General features: G+C 73.3%; 16 protein-coding genes and 2 pseudogenes. 7 read left to right on the forward strand and 11 right to left on the reverse strand.

Going from position 1 to position 16,206, the window contains the following annotated elements; genetic code table 11:
• Window positions 1-22 precede the first annotated feature (22 nt).
• Both OG627_RS20330 and OG627_RS20335 read right to left on the reverse strand, forming a co-directional pair.
• Window positions 23-796, reverse strand: coding sequence for an SDR family oxidoreductase (locus OG627_RS20330; protein ID WP_329067114.1), 774 nt, complete (start codon window positions 794-796; stop codon window positions 23-25).
• 169 nt (window positions 797-965) lie between these two features.
• Complete coding sequence (locus OG627_RS20335) at window positions 966-1,319, reverse strand: YnfA family protein (protein ID WP_329067116.1); 354 nt, start codon at window positions 1,317-1,319, stop codon at window positions 966-968.
• Window positions 1,320-1,414: 95 nt separating this feature from the next.
• On the opposite strand from OG627_RS20335, the gene OG627_RS20340 reads away from it, so the two are divergent.
• The gene (locus OG627_RS20340) at window positions 1,415-1,951 is read left to right on the forward strand and encodes a hypothetical protein (RefSeq protein WP_329067119.1); all 537 of its coding nucleotides are present in this window, start codon (window positions 1,415-1,417) and stop codon (window positions 1,949-1,951) included.
• A 72-nt stretch (window positions 1,952-2,023) separates the two neighbouring features.
• Here the strand turns inward: OG627_RS20340 and OG627_RS20345 are convergent, their stop codons facing one another.
• The 4 genes and pseudogenes from OG627_RS20345 to OG627_RS20360 form a co-directional block, all read right to left on the reverse strand.
• The gene (locus OG627_RS20345) at window positions 2,024-2,761 is read right to left on the reverse strand and encodes a Mut7-C RNAse domain-containing protein (RefSeq protein ID WP_329067121.1); all 738 of its coding nucleotides are present in this window, start codon (window positions 2,759-2,761) and stop codon (window positions 2,024-2,026) included.
• 182 nt (window positions 2,762-2,943) lie between these two features.
• Entirely contained in the window at window positions 2,944-3,789 is an 846-nt protein-coding gene (locus tag OG627_RS20350) for an NAD(P)H-binding protein (protein ID WP_329067122.1), read from the reverse strand.
• A gap of 159 nt (window positions 3,790-3,948) precedes the next feature.
• Window positions 3,949-4,527 carry a GNAT family N-acetyltransferase gene (locus OG627_RS20355; protein ID WP_329067124.1) on the reverse strand — a complete coding sequence of 193 codons (579 nt, stop codon included), beginning with the start codon at window positions 4,525-4,527 and terminating at the stop codon, window positions 3,949-3,951.
• 44 nt (window positions 4,528-4,571) lie between these two features.
• Window positions 4,572-5,003, reverse strand: a pseudogene (locus OG627_RS20360) (helix-turn-helix domain-containing protein); the annotation flags it as partial.
• A gap of 133 nt (window positions 5,004-5,136) precedes the next feature.
• Between OG627_RS20360 and OG627_RS20365 the strand changes: the two are divergent.
• Complete coding sequence (locus OG627_RS20365; protein WP_329067125.1) at window positions 5,137-5,400, forward strand: GlsB/YeaQ/YmgE family stress response membrane protein; 264 nt, start codon at window positions 5,137-5,139, stop codon at window positions 5,398-5,400.
• 61 nt (window positions 5,401-5,461) lie between these two features.
• Here the strand turns inward: OG627_RS20365 and OG627_RS20370 are convergent, their stop codons facing one another.
• A complete protein-coding gene (locus OG627_RS20370; protein WP_329067127.1) occupies window positions 5,462-6,193 on the reverse strand; it encodes a histidine phosphatase family protein in 732 nt (243 codons plus the stop codon).
• A 278-nt stretch (window positions 6,194-6,471) separates the two neighbouring features.
• Between OG627_RS20370 and OG627_RS20375 the strand changes: the two genes are divergently transcribed.
• The 4 genes from OG627_RS20375 to cobM all read left to right on the forward strand — a co-directional run bounded on the left by OG627_RS20375 (window position 6,472) and on the right by cobM (window position 10,045).
• Window positions 6,472-6,699, forward strand: coding sequence for a CbtB domain-containing protein (locus tag OG627_RS20375; RefSeq protein WP_329067129.1), 228 nt, complete (start codon window positions 6,472-6,474; stop codon window positions 6,697-6,699).
• A gap of 23 nt (window positions 6,700-6,722) precedes the next feature.
• Complete coding sequence (locus OG627_RS20380; RefSeq protein WP_329067131.1) at window positions 6,723-7,619, forward strand: CbtA family protein; 897 nt, start codon at window positions 6,723-6,725, stop codon at window positions 7,617-7,619.
• 225 nt (window positions 7,620-7,844) lie between these two features.
• On the forward strand, window positions 7,845-9,266 hold the full coding sequence (gene cbiT / locus OG627_RS20385; RefSeq protein WP_329067134.1) for a precorrin-6Y C5,15-methyltransferase (decarboxylating) subunit CbiT: 1,422 nt from the start codon (window positions 7,845-7,847) through the stop codon (window positions 9,264-9,266).
• Window positions 9,263-10,045, forward strand: a complete 783-nt coding sequence (gene cobM / locus OG627_RS20390; RefSeq protein WP_329067136.1) for a precorrin-4 C(11)-methyltransferase — start codon at window positions 9,263-9,265, stop codon at window positions 10,043-10,045. Before cbiT ends, cobM begins: the two co-directional genes overlap by 4 nt.
• A 226-nt stretch (window positions 10,046-10,271) precedes the next feature.
• Here cobM and OG627_RS20395 read toward each other — a convergent pair whose 3' ends face one another.
• Window positions 10,272-11,432, reverse strand: coding sequence for a cobalt-precorrin-5B (C(1))-methyltransferase (locus OG627_RS20395; RefSeq protein WP_329067139.1), 1,161 nt, complete (start codon window positions 11,430-11,432; stop codon window positions 10,272-10,274).
• Between OG627_RS20395 and OG627_RS20400 the strand changes: the two genes are divergently transcribed.
• Window positions 11,431-12,237: a cobalt-precorrin-6A reductase gene (locus tag OG627_RS20400; RefSeq protein WP_329067141.1), complete on the forward strand. Its 807-nt coding sequence runs from the start codon at window positions 11,431-11,433 to the stop codon at window positions 12,235-12,237. The genes OG627_RS20395 and OG627_RS20400 overlap by 2 nt on opposite strands.
• A 133-nt stretch (window positions 12,238-12,370) precedes the next feature.
• Here OG627_RS20400 and OG627_RS20405 read toward each other — a convergent pair.
• The 3 genes and pseudogenes from OG627_RS20405 to cobG form a co-directional block, all read right to left on the reverse strand.
• Window positions 12,371-13,876 (reverse strand): annotated as a pseudogene (locus OG627_RS20405) (precorrin-2 C(20)-methyltransferase); the annotation flags it as partial.
• Window positions 13,877-14,013: 137 nt separating this feature from the next.
• Window positions 14,014-14,664, reverse strand: coding sequence for a precorrin-8X methylmutase (locus tag OG627_RS20410; RefSeq protein WP_329067143.1), 651 nt, complete (start codon window positions 14,662-14,664; stop codon window positions 14,014-14,016).
• Entirely contained in the window at window positions 14,661-16,073 is a 1,413-nt protein-coding gene (gene cobG / locus OG627_RS20415; protein ID WP_329067145.1) for a precorrin-3B synthase, read from the reverse strand. The genes OG627_RS20410 and cobG overlap by 4 nt, the downstream gene beginning before the upstream one ends.
• Window positions 16,074-16,206 lie beyond the last annotated feature (133 nt).

Consider the following 16,206-nt stretch of genomic DNA (forward strand, 5'->3'; position numbering starts at 1 on the left):
TCCGCCCCGCCGCCCTTCGGCGTCACAGCTCGCGGTGGACCTTGCTGTTGGATGCCTGGGCGCGCGGGCGGATGACCAGGAGGTCGATGTTGACGTGGCTGGGGCGGGTGACGGTCCAGGTGATGGAGTCGGCGACGTCCTCGGCGGTGAGGGGCTCGGCCACGCCCGCGTAGACCTTGGCGGCCTTTTCGGTGTCGCCGTTGAAGCGGGTGGTGGCGAATTCCTCGGTCTTGACCATGCCGGGGGCGATCTCGATCACGCGGACCGGGGTGCCGACGATCTCCAGGCGGAGGGTTTCGGCGAGGACGTGGGCGCCGTGCTTGGCGGCCACGTAGCCCGCGCCGCCCTCGTAGGTGCCGTGGCCCGCCGTGGAGGAGAGGACGAGGACCGTGCCGTCGCCGCTGGCGGTGAGGGCGGGGAGCAGGGCCTGGGTGAGGTTGAGGGTGCCGATGACGTTCGTCTCGTACATCCGGCGCCAGTCGGCCGGGTCGCCGGTGGCCACGGGGTCGGCGCCCAGGGCGCCGCCCGCGTTGTTGACCAGGACGTTCACGGCGGGGAATTCGCTCAGCCCGGCGGCGAAGGCGTCGACGGCCGCGCGGTCGGTGACGTCGAGGGCGTGAGCGGTGGCCCGGTGGCCACCGGCGGTGATCTCGGCGGCGAGCGCCTCGATGCGTTCCTTGCGGCGGGCGGTGACGATGACGTGGTAGCCGGCGGCCGCGAGCTGTCGCGCGGTGGCTGCGCCGATGCCGCTGCTCGCTCCGGTGATGACGGCGATGGGGGTGGCCGGGGCGGTCATGGCGTACTCCTCGCTCAGTGCTGTCTGCTGGTCCGTTCACGGTCAGGATAGGTGGGCGTGCGCGGCGCCGTTCCCGGTGTCCGGAGCGCGGACGGGCCTCGGTGGCAGCCCTTCAGCGGCGGCCCTTCAGTGGCCGCGCGGCAGTGGCAGCTCTTCAGCGGCCGCGCGGTCAGTGGCCGCGCGGCGCGTACATGATCAACGCCATCCCGGCGAGACAGACCAGCGCCCCCGTGACGTCCCACCGGTCCGGGCGGTAGCCGTCGGCGACCATGCCCCAGGCGATCGAGCCCGCGACGAAGACCCCGCCGTACGCCGCCAGGATGCGGCCGAACTCACCGTCCGGCTGGAGCGTCGCGACGAAGCCGTACGCGCCCAGGGCCACGACCCCGGCGCCGATCCAGATCCAGCCGCGCCCGGGGCCCCCCGATCCGTCGCCCCGCACCCCTTGCCAGACCAGCCAGGCGCCGCCGATCTCGAAGACGGCGGCGAGGAGGAAGAGGGCTACGGAGCGGAGCACGAGCATGCGGACAGCTTGTCACGCGGGTGTTCGGGTGATCGAGGCGCGTCGGGGCGGTGGGGTGGCCGGATTCGCGGTGTGATCATCGGTATGTTCCCGCCATGTCTGTGATGCCGAAATTCCTGTGGGTCGTGCTGGCCGCCGCCACGGCGGTGGTGATGGGTGCGGGTACGAGCCCCGCCGCGTCCGCCGGGCCCGAAGGCGGCTCCCGCGCGGAGGGTCGGGGGGAAGGCCGCGCGGCCGAGAGTTTCGCGGCCGAGGCCGACCTCTCCCACCACGGCCATGTCTCCCTGTGGAGCGGCCGGCTGACCGTCCGGCTGGAGTCCGAGAACCACGGTCCGTCCCGGCTGTCCGACGCGACCGTGCGGATCGACTTCTCCGCTGCCGCGGCGCCGGGCCAGGCCCTCCCGGCCAACTGCCTCTGGAGCGGCGACCGGACGGTGCTGTGCCGTACGGGTCAGCTCCGGCCGGTCGCCAGGAGCCGCGAGACCGTGCTCGAACTGGAGCTGTCCGGCGATCCGGCCGAGGTCGTCGTACGCGTCGACACCGCCTGGAACGGCGGCGCGAGCGACCCGAACCCCGAGAACCACCGGCACCGTGTGCTGGTGCCGGCCACGGGGGATCCGTACGCCTTCTGACACGCGGCGGCGCGCAGGAGCGCCTGTTGTGTGCGCTGAGTCCCGTGTGCGGGACTCGGCGGCGTTGCGGTGTTACGCGGCGGCGCCGTCGCCGAATTCCCGTACCGCGTCCTCGACGATCGCCGCGAGACGCGCGTGGTGCGCGCCCCGCCAGTAGACCCGCTCGCACGCCGCGCACTGCGCGAAGACGTCGTACCCCCGCTGCGTGCCGTGCTCCAGCCGGCCCTGGACGGACTCCTTGTCGGCCGGGCCCAGCGGGCCGTTGCAGGCGGTGCAGCGGGTCCAGGGCGCGAGGACGGGGGCGAAGCGTTCGAGTACGTCGCGGAGTTGGTCGTCGGGGCGGTCGCTGTAGATGTACGCCCCGGCCCAGATCTCGCGCCGCCGCAGCAGCCCGCGGTCCCGGGACAGCATCACCCGGCGCTCGGCGGCGGAGAGCGTGGCCAGCGCGGGATCGCCGAGGTCCTCGCTCTCGTACGCCGCGTCGACGCCCAGCAGCCGCAGCCGGCGCGCGAGGGTGCCGAGGTGGACGTCGAGCAGGAAGCGCAGGGGCGCGCCGGGCACCCGCTGCGGCCTGCGTACGGCGCGTACCTCGACGGATTCGCCCGCCGCGGGGATGTGCGAGACCGGCACCTCGTGGCCGTCGACGAGCAGCGGGCCGACCTCGGTGAGCGGGATGCCCAGCGACTCGACGGCGTGGCCGAGGGTGGACGAGCCGTCGGTGCGGACGGCCGTACGTCCCTGACGCCGCTCGGCCGGGACGAACAGGCGCAGTTCGGCGGCGAAATCGATCTGGATCTCCGGTCCGTTCACGCTGCCAGGATGTCACTGGTCGCGTGCCGGGGGCCATGGGTTTCCGGGGTGGGTGCGCGGTGGGTGTGCGGTGGGTGTGCGACACGGGCCGCGCCGCGCCTGCCGTCCTGCGGTCCTGCGGTCCTGCCGTCCTGCCGTCATGCGGTCCTCGGCTCTCGGCCTGCCGGGACTTACGCGATTTCTCAGGTGCGGAACGCGTCCGCGTGGTCCTTCGCCCAGTCGGCGAACGTACGGGCAGGGTGGCCGGTCAGCCGCTCCACCGTGTCGGTGGTGACGGTCGGCGCGGCGCCCGCTCCGGCCCAGTGGGCGAGTAGCGCGTCCGCGATCTCGGCCGGTACATGGGCCGCGACCGACCGCTTCCACGCTTCGGGCGTCACGGTGTTGACCTTGATGTCCCGGCCCGTGGCGGGGGCCAGGACCGCGACCTGCTGGGTGAAGGTGAGCGATTCGGGGCCGGTCAGATGGTGGCCCGTGCCGCGCATCCCGGGGCCGGGGCGGGTGAGGACCGCGAAGGCCACGTCGGCGATGTCCCGTTCGTGGATCGGGCTGCCGTACGCGTCAGGTTGGGGCAGATCGACCGCGCCGGTCGCCCGCACCGGCCGTGACCATTGCAGGGCGTTGGTGGCGAAGTCGCCGGGGCGCAGGAAGGTCGCCTCGATCGGTGCCGATTCCAGGGCGCGCTCCGAGTTCAAGTGGAAGGCGCCGATCCGGTTGTCGGCCGCGCCGGGGTCGAGGACGGAGCTTGAGGAGAGCAGCACGATGTGCCGTACCCCGGCGGTACGCGCCTGCTCGATGAACGCGTCGATGTGTCCGGGGTCGGCGTAGAGGAAGACGGAGTCGACGCCGTCGAGGGCGGCGGGGAAGGTGGCGGGCGAACCGAGGTCGCACGCCACGGTGGGGACGCCGGGCGGCGCGGTCACCTCCTCGGGGGCCCGTGAGGCGGCGCGCACGGGATGGCCCTCGGCGTGGAGCAGGCTGATGAGGGAGGCGCCGACACGGCCGCAGCTTCCGGTGACGAGGACGGTCATGGGGAGGGGCCTTCCGTACGAGACGAGACGAGACGATCGAATTTTCCTGACCCGATCGCTTCTGATGGAGTCCATGAGCGGGCCTTGTGATCGATCGTGCATTCCCCACGGCCGGGGGACCACTCGAATGTTCCGTTGGTGGGCCGGGGCCGGATTCCGTCAGTGCCGGGCGGGCGGGCTCGGCCTCCAGGAGGGTGGGGCCTCGCCGCGGAGGCCGTCGTCGCGCAGGTCGAGCCGCCAGTCGTTGCAGCGCATCGGACGGCCCGGCGGGTATTCGAGGTCGCATTCGTCCCGGAGGGAAAATCCCACCCTGCGGCACAGCCTGTTCGAGGGAGGGTTGTCGACGGACGGGAAGGCGTGCAGATAGCGGTGCTTCCCCTCGGCCCGCGCCCGGTCCACGATCCCCGCTGCCGCCGCCACCGCGATGCCCCGGCCCTGGTAAGCGGCGAGCACCGCCCAGCCCGTCTCGTACACCTTCAGCCCCTGCCAGGTCTGCTCCCAGAACCCGATGGTGCCCACCGCCTCGCCGCCGGACGGCAGCACGATCCGGAACATCCGCCCCTTGCTCTTCCGGTCGGTGCTCAGGGCCACGTACCGCTTGTGCCGCTTGAGGAGCTGCTCCTCGGTCTCGGGGCCGCCGAGGTGGCGCATCAGCTCGGGCGCGTTGGCCGCGCGGAGCAGGCCGAGATCGCTCTCCGACCAGGGTTCGAGCCGAACGTGCGGTGTCGTGGACTCCATGTCAGGCACTGTAGGACGCGGGTACGACAGTCGTGGGCCGGAGGCTATGCCTCCGTGCGGCCGTACGCCGTCGGCGGCACGCCCACCGTCGTGGTGAAGTCCCGTACGAGCTGGGCCTGGTCGCTGTAGCCGAGTTCGGCGGCGAGCCGCGCCCAGTCGACTTCTTTCGGCTCCTCCGTTGCGTTCGGCTCGTTCGGCTCATTCGGTTCGTTCGACTCCGCCCGTTCCAGTGCCTCGTGGATGCGGTAGCGCGGGATGACCCGCTTCGGGCCGACGCCCACGTACGCGGCGAACAGCCGTTGCGGGGAGCGCACCGAAACGCCTTCGGCCTCGGCCAGCAGGCCGACGCGCCGGATCGTACGGTCGGTCCTGATCCGGTCCGCCAGTGCCATCGCGTACGTGGCCTGGGGATCCGGCTCCGGGGCGAGCCGCAGCAGATACGCGTCGAGCGCGGCCACGCGCGCGTCGTCGTCATCGTCGGCGTACCGCGGTGCGCGGCGGCTAAACCGGATTGGCGAACACTCGCAACGGTGGACTGGACGGGTGTTTGGCGGGCAGACGTCTTGGCATGCACCACCGTCCGTAGCGGTTGTGCGAGGAGGAGGGGACATGGAGATCACCAACATCATCACGGCCATTCTGGTCGGCACCGTGATCGGTCTGGTTGGTCGGCTCGTGGTGCCCGGGCGGCAGCGCATCGGTGTACTGCTGACCATTCTGGTCGGCGTCGTCGCGGCCTTGATCGGTACGGCTGTCGCGGCCGGATTCGGTGTCGCGGACACCAAGGGGTTCGACTGGATCGAGCTGATAATCCAGATCGGGCTCGCCGCGGTGGGTGTCGCCGCGCTGGACCGGGTGAAGGGCCGGGGCTGACACCCGCCGCCCTCAGAGCTTAGGTCTCAGGGATTGAAGTTCAGGTCTCAGATTCAGGAGCTCAGAGTTCGGGGCTCAGGTGTGAAGTAAGAGGACGGCCGCTGAGCAGGTTCCAGCGGCCGTTCCGCCCGCTGAGTTCGGTGACGGACAGCGGACGTACGTCAATCCGCCAGAACGCGGACGGGGGCGCGCCGACGGCGTGGACCGTGGCCGCGCGGATGATGTCCGGTTCCGCCACGACGACGATGCGCCGCCCGGGGCCACCGGCACTCCCGGCGGCCCCGGGCCCGGTGTCCGTGCCGGTGTCGGCGCCGTCTCCGCCTCCGTCTCCGTCTCCGCGATGATCGGCGCTCCCTGCCTCCAGCCCGCCCCCTGCCTCCAGCCACTGAGCGACGCGTACGTGGAAGTCGAGCAGGGACTCGCCGCCGTGCGGGGCTGCGGCCGGGTCGGAGAGCCAGGCGGCCACCGACTGGGGTTCGGCGGCGGCGACTTCGTCCAGGGTCCTGCCCTGCCAGTGGCCCATGGCGCACGGCGCGAGGCCGTCCGGTACGAGACCGTCCGGTGCCGGGCCGTCCAGCGGGTCGGCGGTCAGTCCGAGCGCGCGGGCGGTCCTGCGGCAGCGGCGCGTGGGGGAGACGTACACGGCGGCGGTGCGGGGGAAGTCCTCCCGTACGGCTTCGGCCTGGCGCAGACCGGTGGCGTCCAGATCGTCGTCTCCGGCCGGATGGTCCCCGGCCGGGCCGGGGAAGCGGGCTTCGCGCAGGGCGGTGCTCATGGCGGGTGAGATGAGCATGACTCGTGTCGTCGTGTGTCCCGTGGTCATGCGCTGAAGCCAACCTCGTTCGGGCCGGGGACGCGAGAGGGCCTCTTGGCCCACCTGTCGGTTCGCGGTACCTTCACGTCGATATCCACGACGGCGAGACGGAAGTCCGGTGAGAGTCCGGCACGGTCGCGCCACTGTATGCCGGGATCCGATCGCGCACGGCGCGGGGGGAGCCCGGTAAGTCAGACCCGATGGCCGTCGTACGGGCTCCACTTAATGGGACGCGAGTTCCCCAAGGAGGTTGTGCCATGGCTCAGTCCATAACGCATCCGGTCATTTCTCCCGCCGCCGATGCCCCGGTGACCCCGCTTCCGTTGCGCGCGGTGCTGCCGTGGGCCGTGTTCGTGGGCACCCTGATGCTGGTGCTGCTCTACTTCGTCGGCGCGGAACAGGGCGCGACGTCGGTGTTCTCCGGTGCGGGGGTGCACGAGTGGGTGCATGACGGCCGTCATCTGCTCGGCTTCCCCTGCCACTGACACCGACGACGGAGATCACGCACATGCATGCCTCCACCGTCAGAAACCTCCTGGTCCGCGGCATGATCGCGGGCGTGCTGGCCGGACTCTTCGCGTTCGCGCTGGCCTATTTCGCGGGCGAGCCCTCCGTACGGGACTCGATCGCGCAGGAGGAGGCCAACTCCGCGCCGGCGCACCAGCACGGCGGAGCGGAGGAAGACTCAGCCGATTCACAGTCACAGGCAGGAGCAGAAGCAGGGGCAGGGGCAGAGGCGCACCAGCATGGTGACGAGGAGGAGGAGCTGGTCAGCAGGCCGGTGCAGTCGACGTTCGGACTGGCCACCGGAGTTCTGGTGTACGGGGTGGCCGTGGGCGGAATCGCCTCGCTGGTCTTCGCCGTGGGCCTGGGCCGGATCGGCCGGTTCGGCCCGAGAGCGACGGCGGCGATGATCGCGGGGGCCGCGTTCGTCACGGTCTGTCTGGTGCCGTTTCTGAAGTATCCGGCGAACCCTCCGGCGGTCGGTGATCCGGACACCATCGGCAGACGCACCGCGCTGTACTTCCTGATGATCCTCCTGAGCGTCCTGCTGGCGGTCGCCGCGATCATCGTGGGGAGACGTCTCGCGCCGCGGCTGGGCAACTGGAACGCGTCGCTCGCCGCCGGTGGCGGCTATGTCGTCGCCGTGGCCGTGGCGTGTCTGGTGCTGCCGGCCAACACCGACCCCATACCGGGGACGTTCCCGGCGGCGCTGCTCTGGGAGTTCAGGCTGTCGTCGATCGCCGTACAGGCGGTGCTGTGGACGGCCTTCGGGCTGATCTTCGGCGCGCTTGCCGGCGGGGCGCTCCGGTCGGGGCGGGCCGGGCAGACGACGGGCGGGGAAACGGCGGGCGGGGAAGGTGCGGCTGGTGTCGCGTCGGAGCCTGCCGGGTCGTCCGGCTGAGCCGTCGCGTCGAGCCGTCGCGCGTTGAGCGGTTGCGCTGAGCCGTCGTGCTGAGCTGTTGCGCGTTCGAGGCCGGGGTCGGGGTCGGTCGCTGACCCCGACCCCGCCCCCGTTGCGTACGTCACGTGGCGTACGTACTGACGGGCATCGCGCCGCCGGGGCAGGGCGAGGGGGCGGCCAGTAGAGTTCGGGGTCGGTCTTCTCCCAGCTCAGAGGTGTACGGAAGTGAGTGTCCCGCCCCACGAGGCTCCCGCGTCGGACGCCGAGTCGTCCCCCCTGCCGCCGGTGACCGTCGTCGGTATCGGCGCCGACGGCTGGACGGGGCTGTCCGGCGGCGCGTGGGAGGCGTTGCGGGCGGCCGAGGTGATCATCGGCGGGCCCCGCCAGTTGGAGCTGCTCCCCGAGGAGTGCGCGGGTGAGCGCGTGGCGTGGCCGTCGCCGTTGCGCCCGGCCGTTCCCGGGCTGCTGGCCGCCCATGCCGGACGGCGGATCGCCGTGCTGGCGAGCGGTGACCCGATGTTCTACGGGATCGGGCGGGCCCTCGCCGAGGTGATGGGTGCCGAGGTGATGGGCGCCGGGGCGGTGGGTGCCGAGGTGGTGAGCGCCGGGGCGGTGGGCGCCGGGGCGTCGGGTGCTGGGACGGTGGGCGCCGGGGCGCTGCGTGTTCTGCCGCATCCGTCGTCCGTCTCGTACGCCTGCGCCCGGCTCGGCTGGCCGGTGGAGGACACGGAGGTCGTCACACTCGTCGGCCGCCCCACCGAGACGCTCGCCGCCGCGCTGCACGACGGACGCCGGGTGCTGGTCCTCAGCGCGGGCGCGGCCACACCGGCCGAGGTGGCGCGGCTGCTGCGTGAGCGGGGGTACGGGCCGAGCCGTATGCGCGTACTGGAACAGCTCGGCGCGGACCGCGAGCGGTGCGTGGACGGCCGTGCCGAGGAGTGGGCGGAGCCCGAGGGCGAACCGCTGAACGTCGTGGCGGTCGACTGCCGTCGCGCGCCCGGCGCGCCGCGCCTCGGCGCCGTACCCGGGCTGCCGGACGACGCGTACGAGCACGACGGTCAGCTCACCAAGCGTCATGTGCGCGCCGCGACGCTGGGCGCGCTGGCGCCGGCGCCGGGGGAACTGCTCTGGGACGTCGGCGGCGGGTCGGGCTCGATCGCGGTGGAGTGGATGCGTACGCACCATTCCTGCCGTGCGGTCTCCGTGGAACGCGATCCGGAGCGCGCCGAGCGCATCGGCCGCAACGCGCGGGCGCTCGGCGTCCCCGGGCTGCGCGTCGTCACCGGCGCCGCGCCCGCCGCGCTGGCGGAACTGCCGGTGCCGGACGCGGTGTTCATCGGCGGCGGGCTCACGGTGCCCGGCCTGCTGGACGCCTGCTGGGAGGCGCTGCCCACGGGCGGGCGGCTGGTGGCCAATACGGTGACGCTGGAGTCCGAGGCGCTGCTGGCCGAGTGGTACCGCCGTTTCGGCGGGGACCTCGTACGGCTGGCGGTGGCGCACGCGGTGCCGGTGGGCGGGTTCACGGGGTGGCGGCAGGCGATGCCGGTGACGCAGTGGGCGGTGACGAAGGGGCTTGCGGAGCAGAAGAAGGGGCTTGCGGAGTCGCCTTCGGAGCCGCTTTCAGAAGGAGCGGGAGAAGAACGATGACGGTGTACTTCATCGGCGCGGGTCCGGGCGCCGCCGACCTGATCACGATCCGGGGCGCGCGGCGGCTGGCGGCGTGCGGGGTCTGCCTGTACGCGGGCAGCCTCGTGCCGCGCGAGCTGCTGGCCGAGTGCCCGCCGGACGCGCGCCTGATCGATACGGCGCGGATGGATCTGGACGGCATCACGGCGGAGCTGGTGCGGGCGCACGAGGAGGGCCACGACGTCGCCCGTCTCCACTCCGGCGACCCGTCCGTCTTCAGCGCCGTGGCCGAGCAGATGCGGCGGCTGGACGCGGCGGGCGTGCCGTACGAGGTGGTCCCGGGGGTCCCCGCCTTCGCGGCGGCGGCCGCCGCGCTGAAGCGCGAGCTGACCGTACCGACGGTCGGCCAGACGGTGATCCTCACGCGCGTCGCCCAGCAGGCCACACCCATGCCGGAGGGCGAGGACCTCGCCACGCTCGGCAAGAGCGGCGCGCTGCTGGTGCTGCACCTGGCGGCGCGGTACACGGACCGGGTGGTCGCCGAACTCCTCCCGCACTACGGCCCCGACTGCCCGGCCGCCGTCGTGGCGATGGCCAGCCGCCCCGACGAACTCGTCCTGCGCGGCACGCTCTCCGACATCGCGGACCGGGTGCGGGAGGCGGGCGTGGTGCGCACGGCGGTGATTCTGGTGGGGCGCACGCTGGGGGCGGAGCAGTTCCGTGACAGCCATCTGTACTCGGCGGCGCGGGACCGGGGCGGGGACGACGGGGGTGGCGGTGGCGGCGGCCATGAGTGCTGAGGATTGTCCCGCCTCGGGGTGAATGCCGGATGCGGTGCAACGGGGCGTGGGCGGCGACGGCGGCGCGTAGGGTCGCAGGCCAGGCAGTGTGCGCCCCGCGCGTGCGGGGATGGTCCCGTCCACCGGTGCTCTCCGGCCGACAGGCGGTGGTGCTCCCCGCGCGTGCGGGGCTCGCTGCCGGGGCCGAAGGGCGGCGTGGGCGGAGCGGTGTGACCGGGCGTCCCGCTCAGCCCCGTCCCACCACCGCCCCCGCCCTGTCGATGCAGATCACGTCGACCTCCACCGGCGCCCCCCGCAGCACCGCCAGTGCCTCGTCCCTCGCGCGCGCCGCCACCGCGTCGCCCAGCCGCACCGCCTGTGACTCGCACAGGCGCAGCGCCTCCAGGCCCGTGTTGGCAGCCGCCACCTCTGCCGCCAGGGCGGCGTCGGCGCCCGCGTTCGTCGCCAGTTCGGCCAGGAAGCCCTTGTCGACCTGGGAGCGGGCCGAGTGGAGGTCCAGGTGGCCGGCCGCCAGTTTGGAGAGTTTGGCGAAGCCTCCGCAGATGGTGAGGCGGTCGACCGGGTGGCGGCGGAGGTACTTCAGTACCGCGCCCGCGAAGTCGCCCATATCGAGGAGCGCGTCCTCGGGGAGGTCGTGGACCGTCTGGACCGTCTTCTCGGACGTCGAGCCCGTGCAGCCCGCCACATGGGTGCGGCCCGCCGCGCGTGCCACGTCCACGCCCCGGCGGATGGAGTCGATCCACGCCGAGCAGGAGTACGGGACGACGACGCCCGTCGTGCCGAGGATCGACAGTCCGCCGAGGATGCCCAGCCGGGGGTTCCAGGTGGAGCGGGCGATCTCCTCGCCGTGGTCGACGGAGACGGTGATCTCGACGTCGCCCGTACCGCCGTGCCGGGCCGCGACGCGGGCCACGTGGGCGCGCATCAGTTCGCGGGGTACGGGGTTGATGGCCGGTTCGCCGACGTCCAGGGGGAGGCCGGGGCGGGTCACCGTACCCACGCCGGGGCCCGCGCGGAAGACGACGCCCGCGCCCGGCGGCAGCGGGCGGACGGTGACGCGGATGAGGGCGCCGTGGGTGACGTCCGGGTCGTCGCCCGCGTCCTTGACGACGGCCGCCGTCGCGGACCCGGCGGAGAGTTCCTCCGCCGCCAGCGCGAACGCCGGGGTCTGGCCCTTGGGCAGGGTGATCGTCACCGGATCGGGGAATTCCGCCGTGAGCAGGGCCGTGTACGCGGCCGTCGTCGCGGCCGTCGCGCACGCACCGGTCGTCCAGCCGTGGCGCAGCCCCGTGTGCTTGAGTTGGGCGTCGCGTCCGCCCGTAACCCGTTCATCCGTAACCCGCTCGCCCGCGGCCTGCCCGCCCGTGCCCCGTTCCCCTTCAGCCATGAGAGACCTCCCTGTGACCGTGACCGTGCCCGAGACCGTGCCCGAGACCGGTGAACAGCCGCTCCACCTGCTGATCCTCGGAGGGACCACCGAGTCGCGCCGGCTGGCCGAGGCGCTTCACAGGCGTACCCGGTTCCGCGTCACCACGTCCCTCGCCGGGCGCGTCGCCCGGCCCGTGCCGCCGCCCGGGGACGTGCGCGTCGGCGGGTTCGGGGGCGCCGACGGACTGGCGCGCTGGCTGCGCGAACACCGCGTGGACGCGCTCATCGACGCCACCCACCCCTTCGCCGCGACCATCAGCCACAACGCGGCCCTCGCCGCCGCCTCCGCCCGTGTTCCCCTGCTCGCGCTGCGCCGCCCCTCCTGGGAACCGGTCGCGGGCGACGACTGGCGCACGGTCGGCTCCCTGGACGAGGCCGCCGAGACGCTGCGCGGACTCGGTGCCCGCAGGGTCTTCCTCACCACCGGGCGCATGGGGCTGGCCGCCTTCGCGCACCTCGACGGCCCCTGGTTCCTCGTACGGTCCGTGGACGCCCCGGAGCCGCCCTGTCCCGCGCGGACGGAAGTCCTGCTGGACAGAGGGCCCTTCACCCTCGACGGCGAGCGCGAGATCCTGCGCCGTCATCGCATCGACGCCGTCGTGACGAAGGACAGCGGCGGTGCGGCCACCGCGCCCAAGCTCACCGCGGCCCGCGAGGCGGGGGTCCCGGTCGTGGTCGTGCGACGGCCGCCCGTGCCGGAGGGGGTGGCCGTCGCGGAGACCGTCGAGGACGCGGTGGAGTGGGTGACTCACTTCTGCGGATAGCTCACTTCTCGGGGTGGCTCACTTCTGAGGTGAGCGGCTCGGCGGTGGGCGGCTCGGAGGGGATCAGCCCGGCGGCGAGCGGCGGCTCGGCGGTGAGCGGCGCTGCGGGCAGCGGCTCCCCGGGGGCGTGGCTCTCCGGGTAGCGGCGCGGCGTCCAGACGATCTCTTCGCCGCCGCCCTCCTCGCCGCCACGCCGTACCGTCACCGTCTGCGAGGAGCCGACGATCAGGATCGTCCGCATGTCGACCTCGGCCGGGTCCAGGTCCGCCAGCCGTACGATCCGTACGCGCTCGCCCGCGCCGCCCACATCGCGTGCGACGACCACCGGGGTGTCCGGGGCGCGGTGCTCCAGCAGCAGTTCGCGGGCCTTGCCGACCTGCCAGGTGCGGCTGCCCGAGCCCGGGTTGTAGAGGGCCAGCACCAGATCGGCGCCCGCCGCCGCGTGCAGCCGTTCCGCGATGACCTCCCACGGCTTGAGCCGGTCGGAGAGCGAGAACACGGCGTAGTCGTGGCCCAGCGGGGCTCCGGCCCGCGCCGCCGCCGCGTTGGCGGCGGTCACGCCCGGGAGCACCCGTACGGGGATCGCCCGGTACGGATCGGCCGACGCCACCTCCAGCACGGCCGTGGCCATGGCGAAGACTCCCGGGTCGCCGCCCGAGACGACGGCCACGCGCCGGCCGCGCCGGGCCAGGTCGAGGGCGAACTCGGCGCGCTCCGACTCCACCTTGTTGTCGGATCCGTGCCGCTCCTGGCCGGGACGGACCGGAACACGGTCCAGATAGGTGGTGTAGCCCACCAGGTCCTGGGCAGCGGCCAGCGCGCCGCGCGTCTCGGGCGTCAGCCACAGCGGACCCGCCGGGCCCGTCCCCACGACCACGACCTCGCCGACCGAAGCAACCGAAGCAACCGAAGCGGCCGAGGAAGCCGAGGAAGCCGAGGAAGGGGAGGAAGGGGAGGAGGCCGAGGGCTTCGCGTCCACCCGGCTCGGCAGCACCGCCACCGAGAAGTACGGCACCGACTCCGGATCCGTGTCGGCCAGCGCACCCGTACGCTCGCCGCTCATCGTGGCCCGCTCCACGTACCGCGCGTCCGCCAGCCGGCCCGCCCGCTCGATCGCCCGCCGCACGGCCGGGAACGTCCGGCCGAGCTTCATCACGACGGCCGAGTCCGCCGATGCCAGCCGGGCCGTCAGCTCCTCCTCGGGCAGCGTGCCGGGCAGGACCGTCAGCACCTCCTCGCCCTCGACCAGCGGGGTGCCGAGCCGCGCGGCGGCGGCGCTCACCGACGTCACACCGGGGATGACCTCGGTCGGATAGCGGTCGGCCAGCCGCTTGTGCATGTGCATGTACGAGCCGTAGAAGAGCGGATCGCCCTCGGCGAGCACCGCGACCGTGCGCCCGGCGTCGAGATGCGCGGCGAGCCGGGCGGCGGACTCGGCGTAGAACTCGTCCATCGCGCCCTGGTAGCCGCCGGGGTGGTCGGTGGTGCCGGTGGTGACCGGATAGACCAGCGGTTCCTCGATGTGGTCAGCGCGCAGATGTTCCGCCGCTATGGAACGCGCGATGGAACGGCCGTGGCGCGCGCTGTGGTACGCGATCACTTCGGCCTCGGCGATGACCTGGACGGCCCGTACGGTCATCAGGGACGGGTCGCCGGGGCCGAGGCCGACCCCGTACAGGCGGCCCACGGGGAGTCCTGCGGGGAGTCCCTCGCCGGACTCGTCGGCGTCCAGGCGTCCCGGGCCGCCGGACTCGTTGGCGCTGTTGCTGTTCTCGGTCATTCCACTTCACTCGCGATCGCGTTGATGGCCGCCGCCGCGATGGCGCTGCCGCCGCGCCGCCCCCGTACGACCAGGTGTTCCAGCCCCGAGGGGTGCGCGGCCAGCGCGTCCTTGGACTCGGCCGCGCCGATGAAGCCGACCGGTACGCCGATGACGGCCGCCGGGCGCGGGGCGCCGGCCTCGATCATCTCCAGCAGCCGGAAGAGGGAGGTCGGCGCGTTGCCGACGGCCACGACCGAGCCCTCCAGCCGGTCCCGCCACAGCTCCATGGCGGCGGCGCTGCGCGTGGTGCCCAGTTCGGCGGCGAGCGCGGGGACGGCGGGGTCGGAGAGGGTGCACACGACGTCGTTGCCGGCCGGCAGCCGCTTGCGCGTGACTCCGCTGGCGACCATCGAGACGTCGCACAGGATCGGCGCGCCCGCGCGCAGGGCCTCGCGGGCGCGGGCCACCACGGTGGGCGTGAAGGCGAGATCGCGCACGAGGTCGACCATGCCGCAGGCGTGGATCATCCGCACCGCGACCTGGGAGACGTCGGCGGGCAGCCCGGCGAGGTCCGCCTCGGCGCGGATCGTGGCGAAGGACTGGCGGTATATCTCCGCGCCGTCCTTCTCGTAGTCGAACACTGTGGACACTCCGGTCTCGCTCATCTCGTCACTACAGCTGTCGCTGTCGGTTTCGCTGTTGTCGCTGTCGCTCTGGGTGTGCGTGCGGTCGCCACTGTCGCGGCGAGTTCCGACGCGGATACGGGTACGGGTATGGGTGCGGATACGGGGGCGGGTGCGAGTGCGGGTGCGGATACGGGCCCTGTGACGGACACGGTGTAGTCGCCCCCTGCCGTCGCGATCACGTTCACGTGGTCGCCCTGCGGATGGCCGCAGCGCCGCGCGCATCCCGACCAGTACACGGGGAGCGCGTCGCGGCTCACTCCCCGCAGCGCCTCCGCCGCATCGGACCGTACGTCGGCCAGCGCCTTCGCGCACCCGGGCCGTCCCGTGCAGGCGCCGACTCCGTTCCAGAGGGAGTCGGGGGTGGTGATCAGCCCGGCGGTACGGAGCCGGTCGAGGAGGCCGGCGGCGGCGGCCGGTTCCAGGCCGGGGACGATCACGCCGCGCCAGGGGGTCAGCCGTATCTCGTGCCGTGCGCTGCTCTTACAAAGCAGATGTCGCCACTGCGCCATGCTCAGCCGTCCCAGCGGCGGGTACACCGACACCGCCGCCGTCCCGTCGGGGGAGTGGACGAGACCGGGGGCCGGGGGCTCGGCGCGGACATACGCGCCCTCCGGCCCGTACCCCGCCTTCGCCGCGATCCCCGTCCCCGGCCCGTACCCCGCCTCCGCCGCGATCCCCGCCTCCGCCAGCCGCGCCGCCACCGCCCCCGGCAGTGCCCGGCCCTGCTCGGCGGGCAGCTCCGCCACCCGCCACGCGCCCGAGCCGCTCGCCGCCGCCACCGTGAGGAACGTCTCCGCCGCCAGCAGCGCGGCGCGCGGGGCGTCTTCGGCGGCGACCGGGAGCCCCAGGTGATTTGTGCCGATATGAACGGTCGCCGTGCCGTCCCGTCGTGCGAGCAACGTCACATCCGCGCCGAGGGAAGCGACATCGCCCCGGCCGTCGTCCAGCGCGAACAGGAAACGGCCCGAGAGGGCGGTCGCCGCCGGGCTCGCGCACAGCAGAGCGTCCAGCTCCCGGGCCCACAAGAAGACGTCCGCCGGGGGGACTTCGTCGAGCCCCGACAGCGGCGACGCCACGATGTTCCGTACCCGCTCGTGCTCCTGCGAGGGCAGCAGGCCCGCCCCGTGCAGCAGCTCCGCCAGCTCGCCGCCGCAGCTCGCGTCCAGCCCCCGCAGCTGGACGTTCCCCCGGGAGGTGATGTCCAGATGGCCGTCGCCCAGCCGCTCCGCCGCCGTCGCCAGGGTCTGGGCCTGACGGTACGTCAGATGTCCGGCGGGCAGCCGCAGTCGGGCCAGCCGGCCGTCGTCCGCCGCGTGCAGCCGCAGCGCCCCCGGGCAGGCGTCCCCGCGCTCGCGCACGGGCGCTGCGGCCGCACGTACCGGGGTCATGGCCTCGCGTACGGGAGCGGCCGCTTCACGTACAGCGGTCTCGACACGTACAGGAGCCGCGACGACGGCCCGCGCAGGGGCTTCGTCCCGGTTCGCGGGTGTTGGCGGGGTGGGCGGCATGGCCGCGAGCATA

The organism is Streptomyces sp. NBC_01429 (assembly GCF_036231945.1).
GTDB lineage: Bacteria > Actinomycetota > Actinomycetes > Streptomycetales > Streptomycetaceae > Streptomyces.

What these genes read in the sequence shown, in the direction of transcription:
- OG627_RS20400 (WP_329067141.1), top strand. Translation starts at nt 11,431, where the DNA reads ATGAGAGACCTCCCTGTGACCGTGACCGTGCCCGAGACCGTGCCCGAG.
- OG627_RS20355 (WP_329067124.1), bottom strand. Translation starts at nt 4,527, where the DNA reads ATGGAGTCCACGACACCGCACGTTCGGCTCGAACCCTGGTCGGAGAGC.
- cobM (WP_329067136.1), top strand. Translation starts at nt 9,263, where the DNA reads ATGACGGTGTACTTCATCGGCGCGGGTCCGGGCGCCGCCGACCTGATC.
- OG627_RS20350 (WP_329067122.1), bottom strand. Translation starts at nt 3,789, where the DNA reads ATGACCGTCCTCGTCACCGGAAGCTGCGGCCGTGTCGGCGCCTCCCTC.
- OG627_RS20330 (WP_329067114.1), bottom strand. Translation starts at nt 796, where the DNA reads ATGACCGCCCCGGCCACCCCCATCGCCGTCATCACCGGAGCGAGCAGC.
- OG627_RS20370 (WP_329067127.1), bottom strand. Translation starts at nt 6,193, where the DNA reads ATGCTCATCTCACCCGCCATGAGCACCGCCCTGCGCGAAGCCCGCTTC.
- OG627_RS20410 (WP_329067143.1), bottom strand. Translation starts at nt 14,664, where the DNA reads ATGAGCGAGACCGGAGTGTCCACAGTGTTCGACTACGAGAAGGACGGC.
- OG627_RS20375 (WP_329067129.1), top strand. Translation starts at nt 6,472, where the DNA reads ATGGCTCAGTCCATAACGCATCCGGTCATTTCTCCCGCCGCCGATGCC.
- OG627_RS20340 (WP_329067119.1), top strand. Translation starts at nt 1,415, where the DNA reads ATGTCTGTGATGCCGAAATTCCTGTGGGTCGTGCTGGCCGCCGCCACG.
- OG627_RS20365 (WP_329067125.1), top strand. Translation starts at nt 5,137, where the DNA reads ATGGAGATCACCAACATCATCACGGCCATTCTGGTCGGCACCGTGATC.
- OG627_RS20380 (WP_329067131.1), top strand. Translation starts at nt 6,723, where the DNA reads ATGCATGCCTCCACCGTCAGAAACCTCCTGGTCCGCGGCATGATCGCG.
- OG627_RS20395 (WP_329067139.1), bottom strand. Translation starts at nt 11,432, where the DNA reads ATGGCTGAAGGGGAACGGGGCACGGGCGGGCAGGCCGCGGGCGAGCGG.
- OG627_RS20335 (WP_329067116.1), bottom strand. Translation starts at nt 1,319, where the DNA reads ATGCTCGTGCTCCGCTCCGTAGCCCTCTTCCTCCTCGCCGCCGTCTTC.
- cobG (WP_329067145.1), bottom strand. Translation starts at nt 16,073, where the DNA reads ATGACCCCGGTACGTGCGGCCGCAGCGCCCGTGCGCGAGCGCGGGGAC.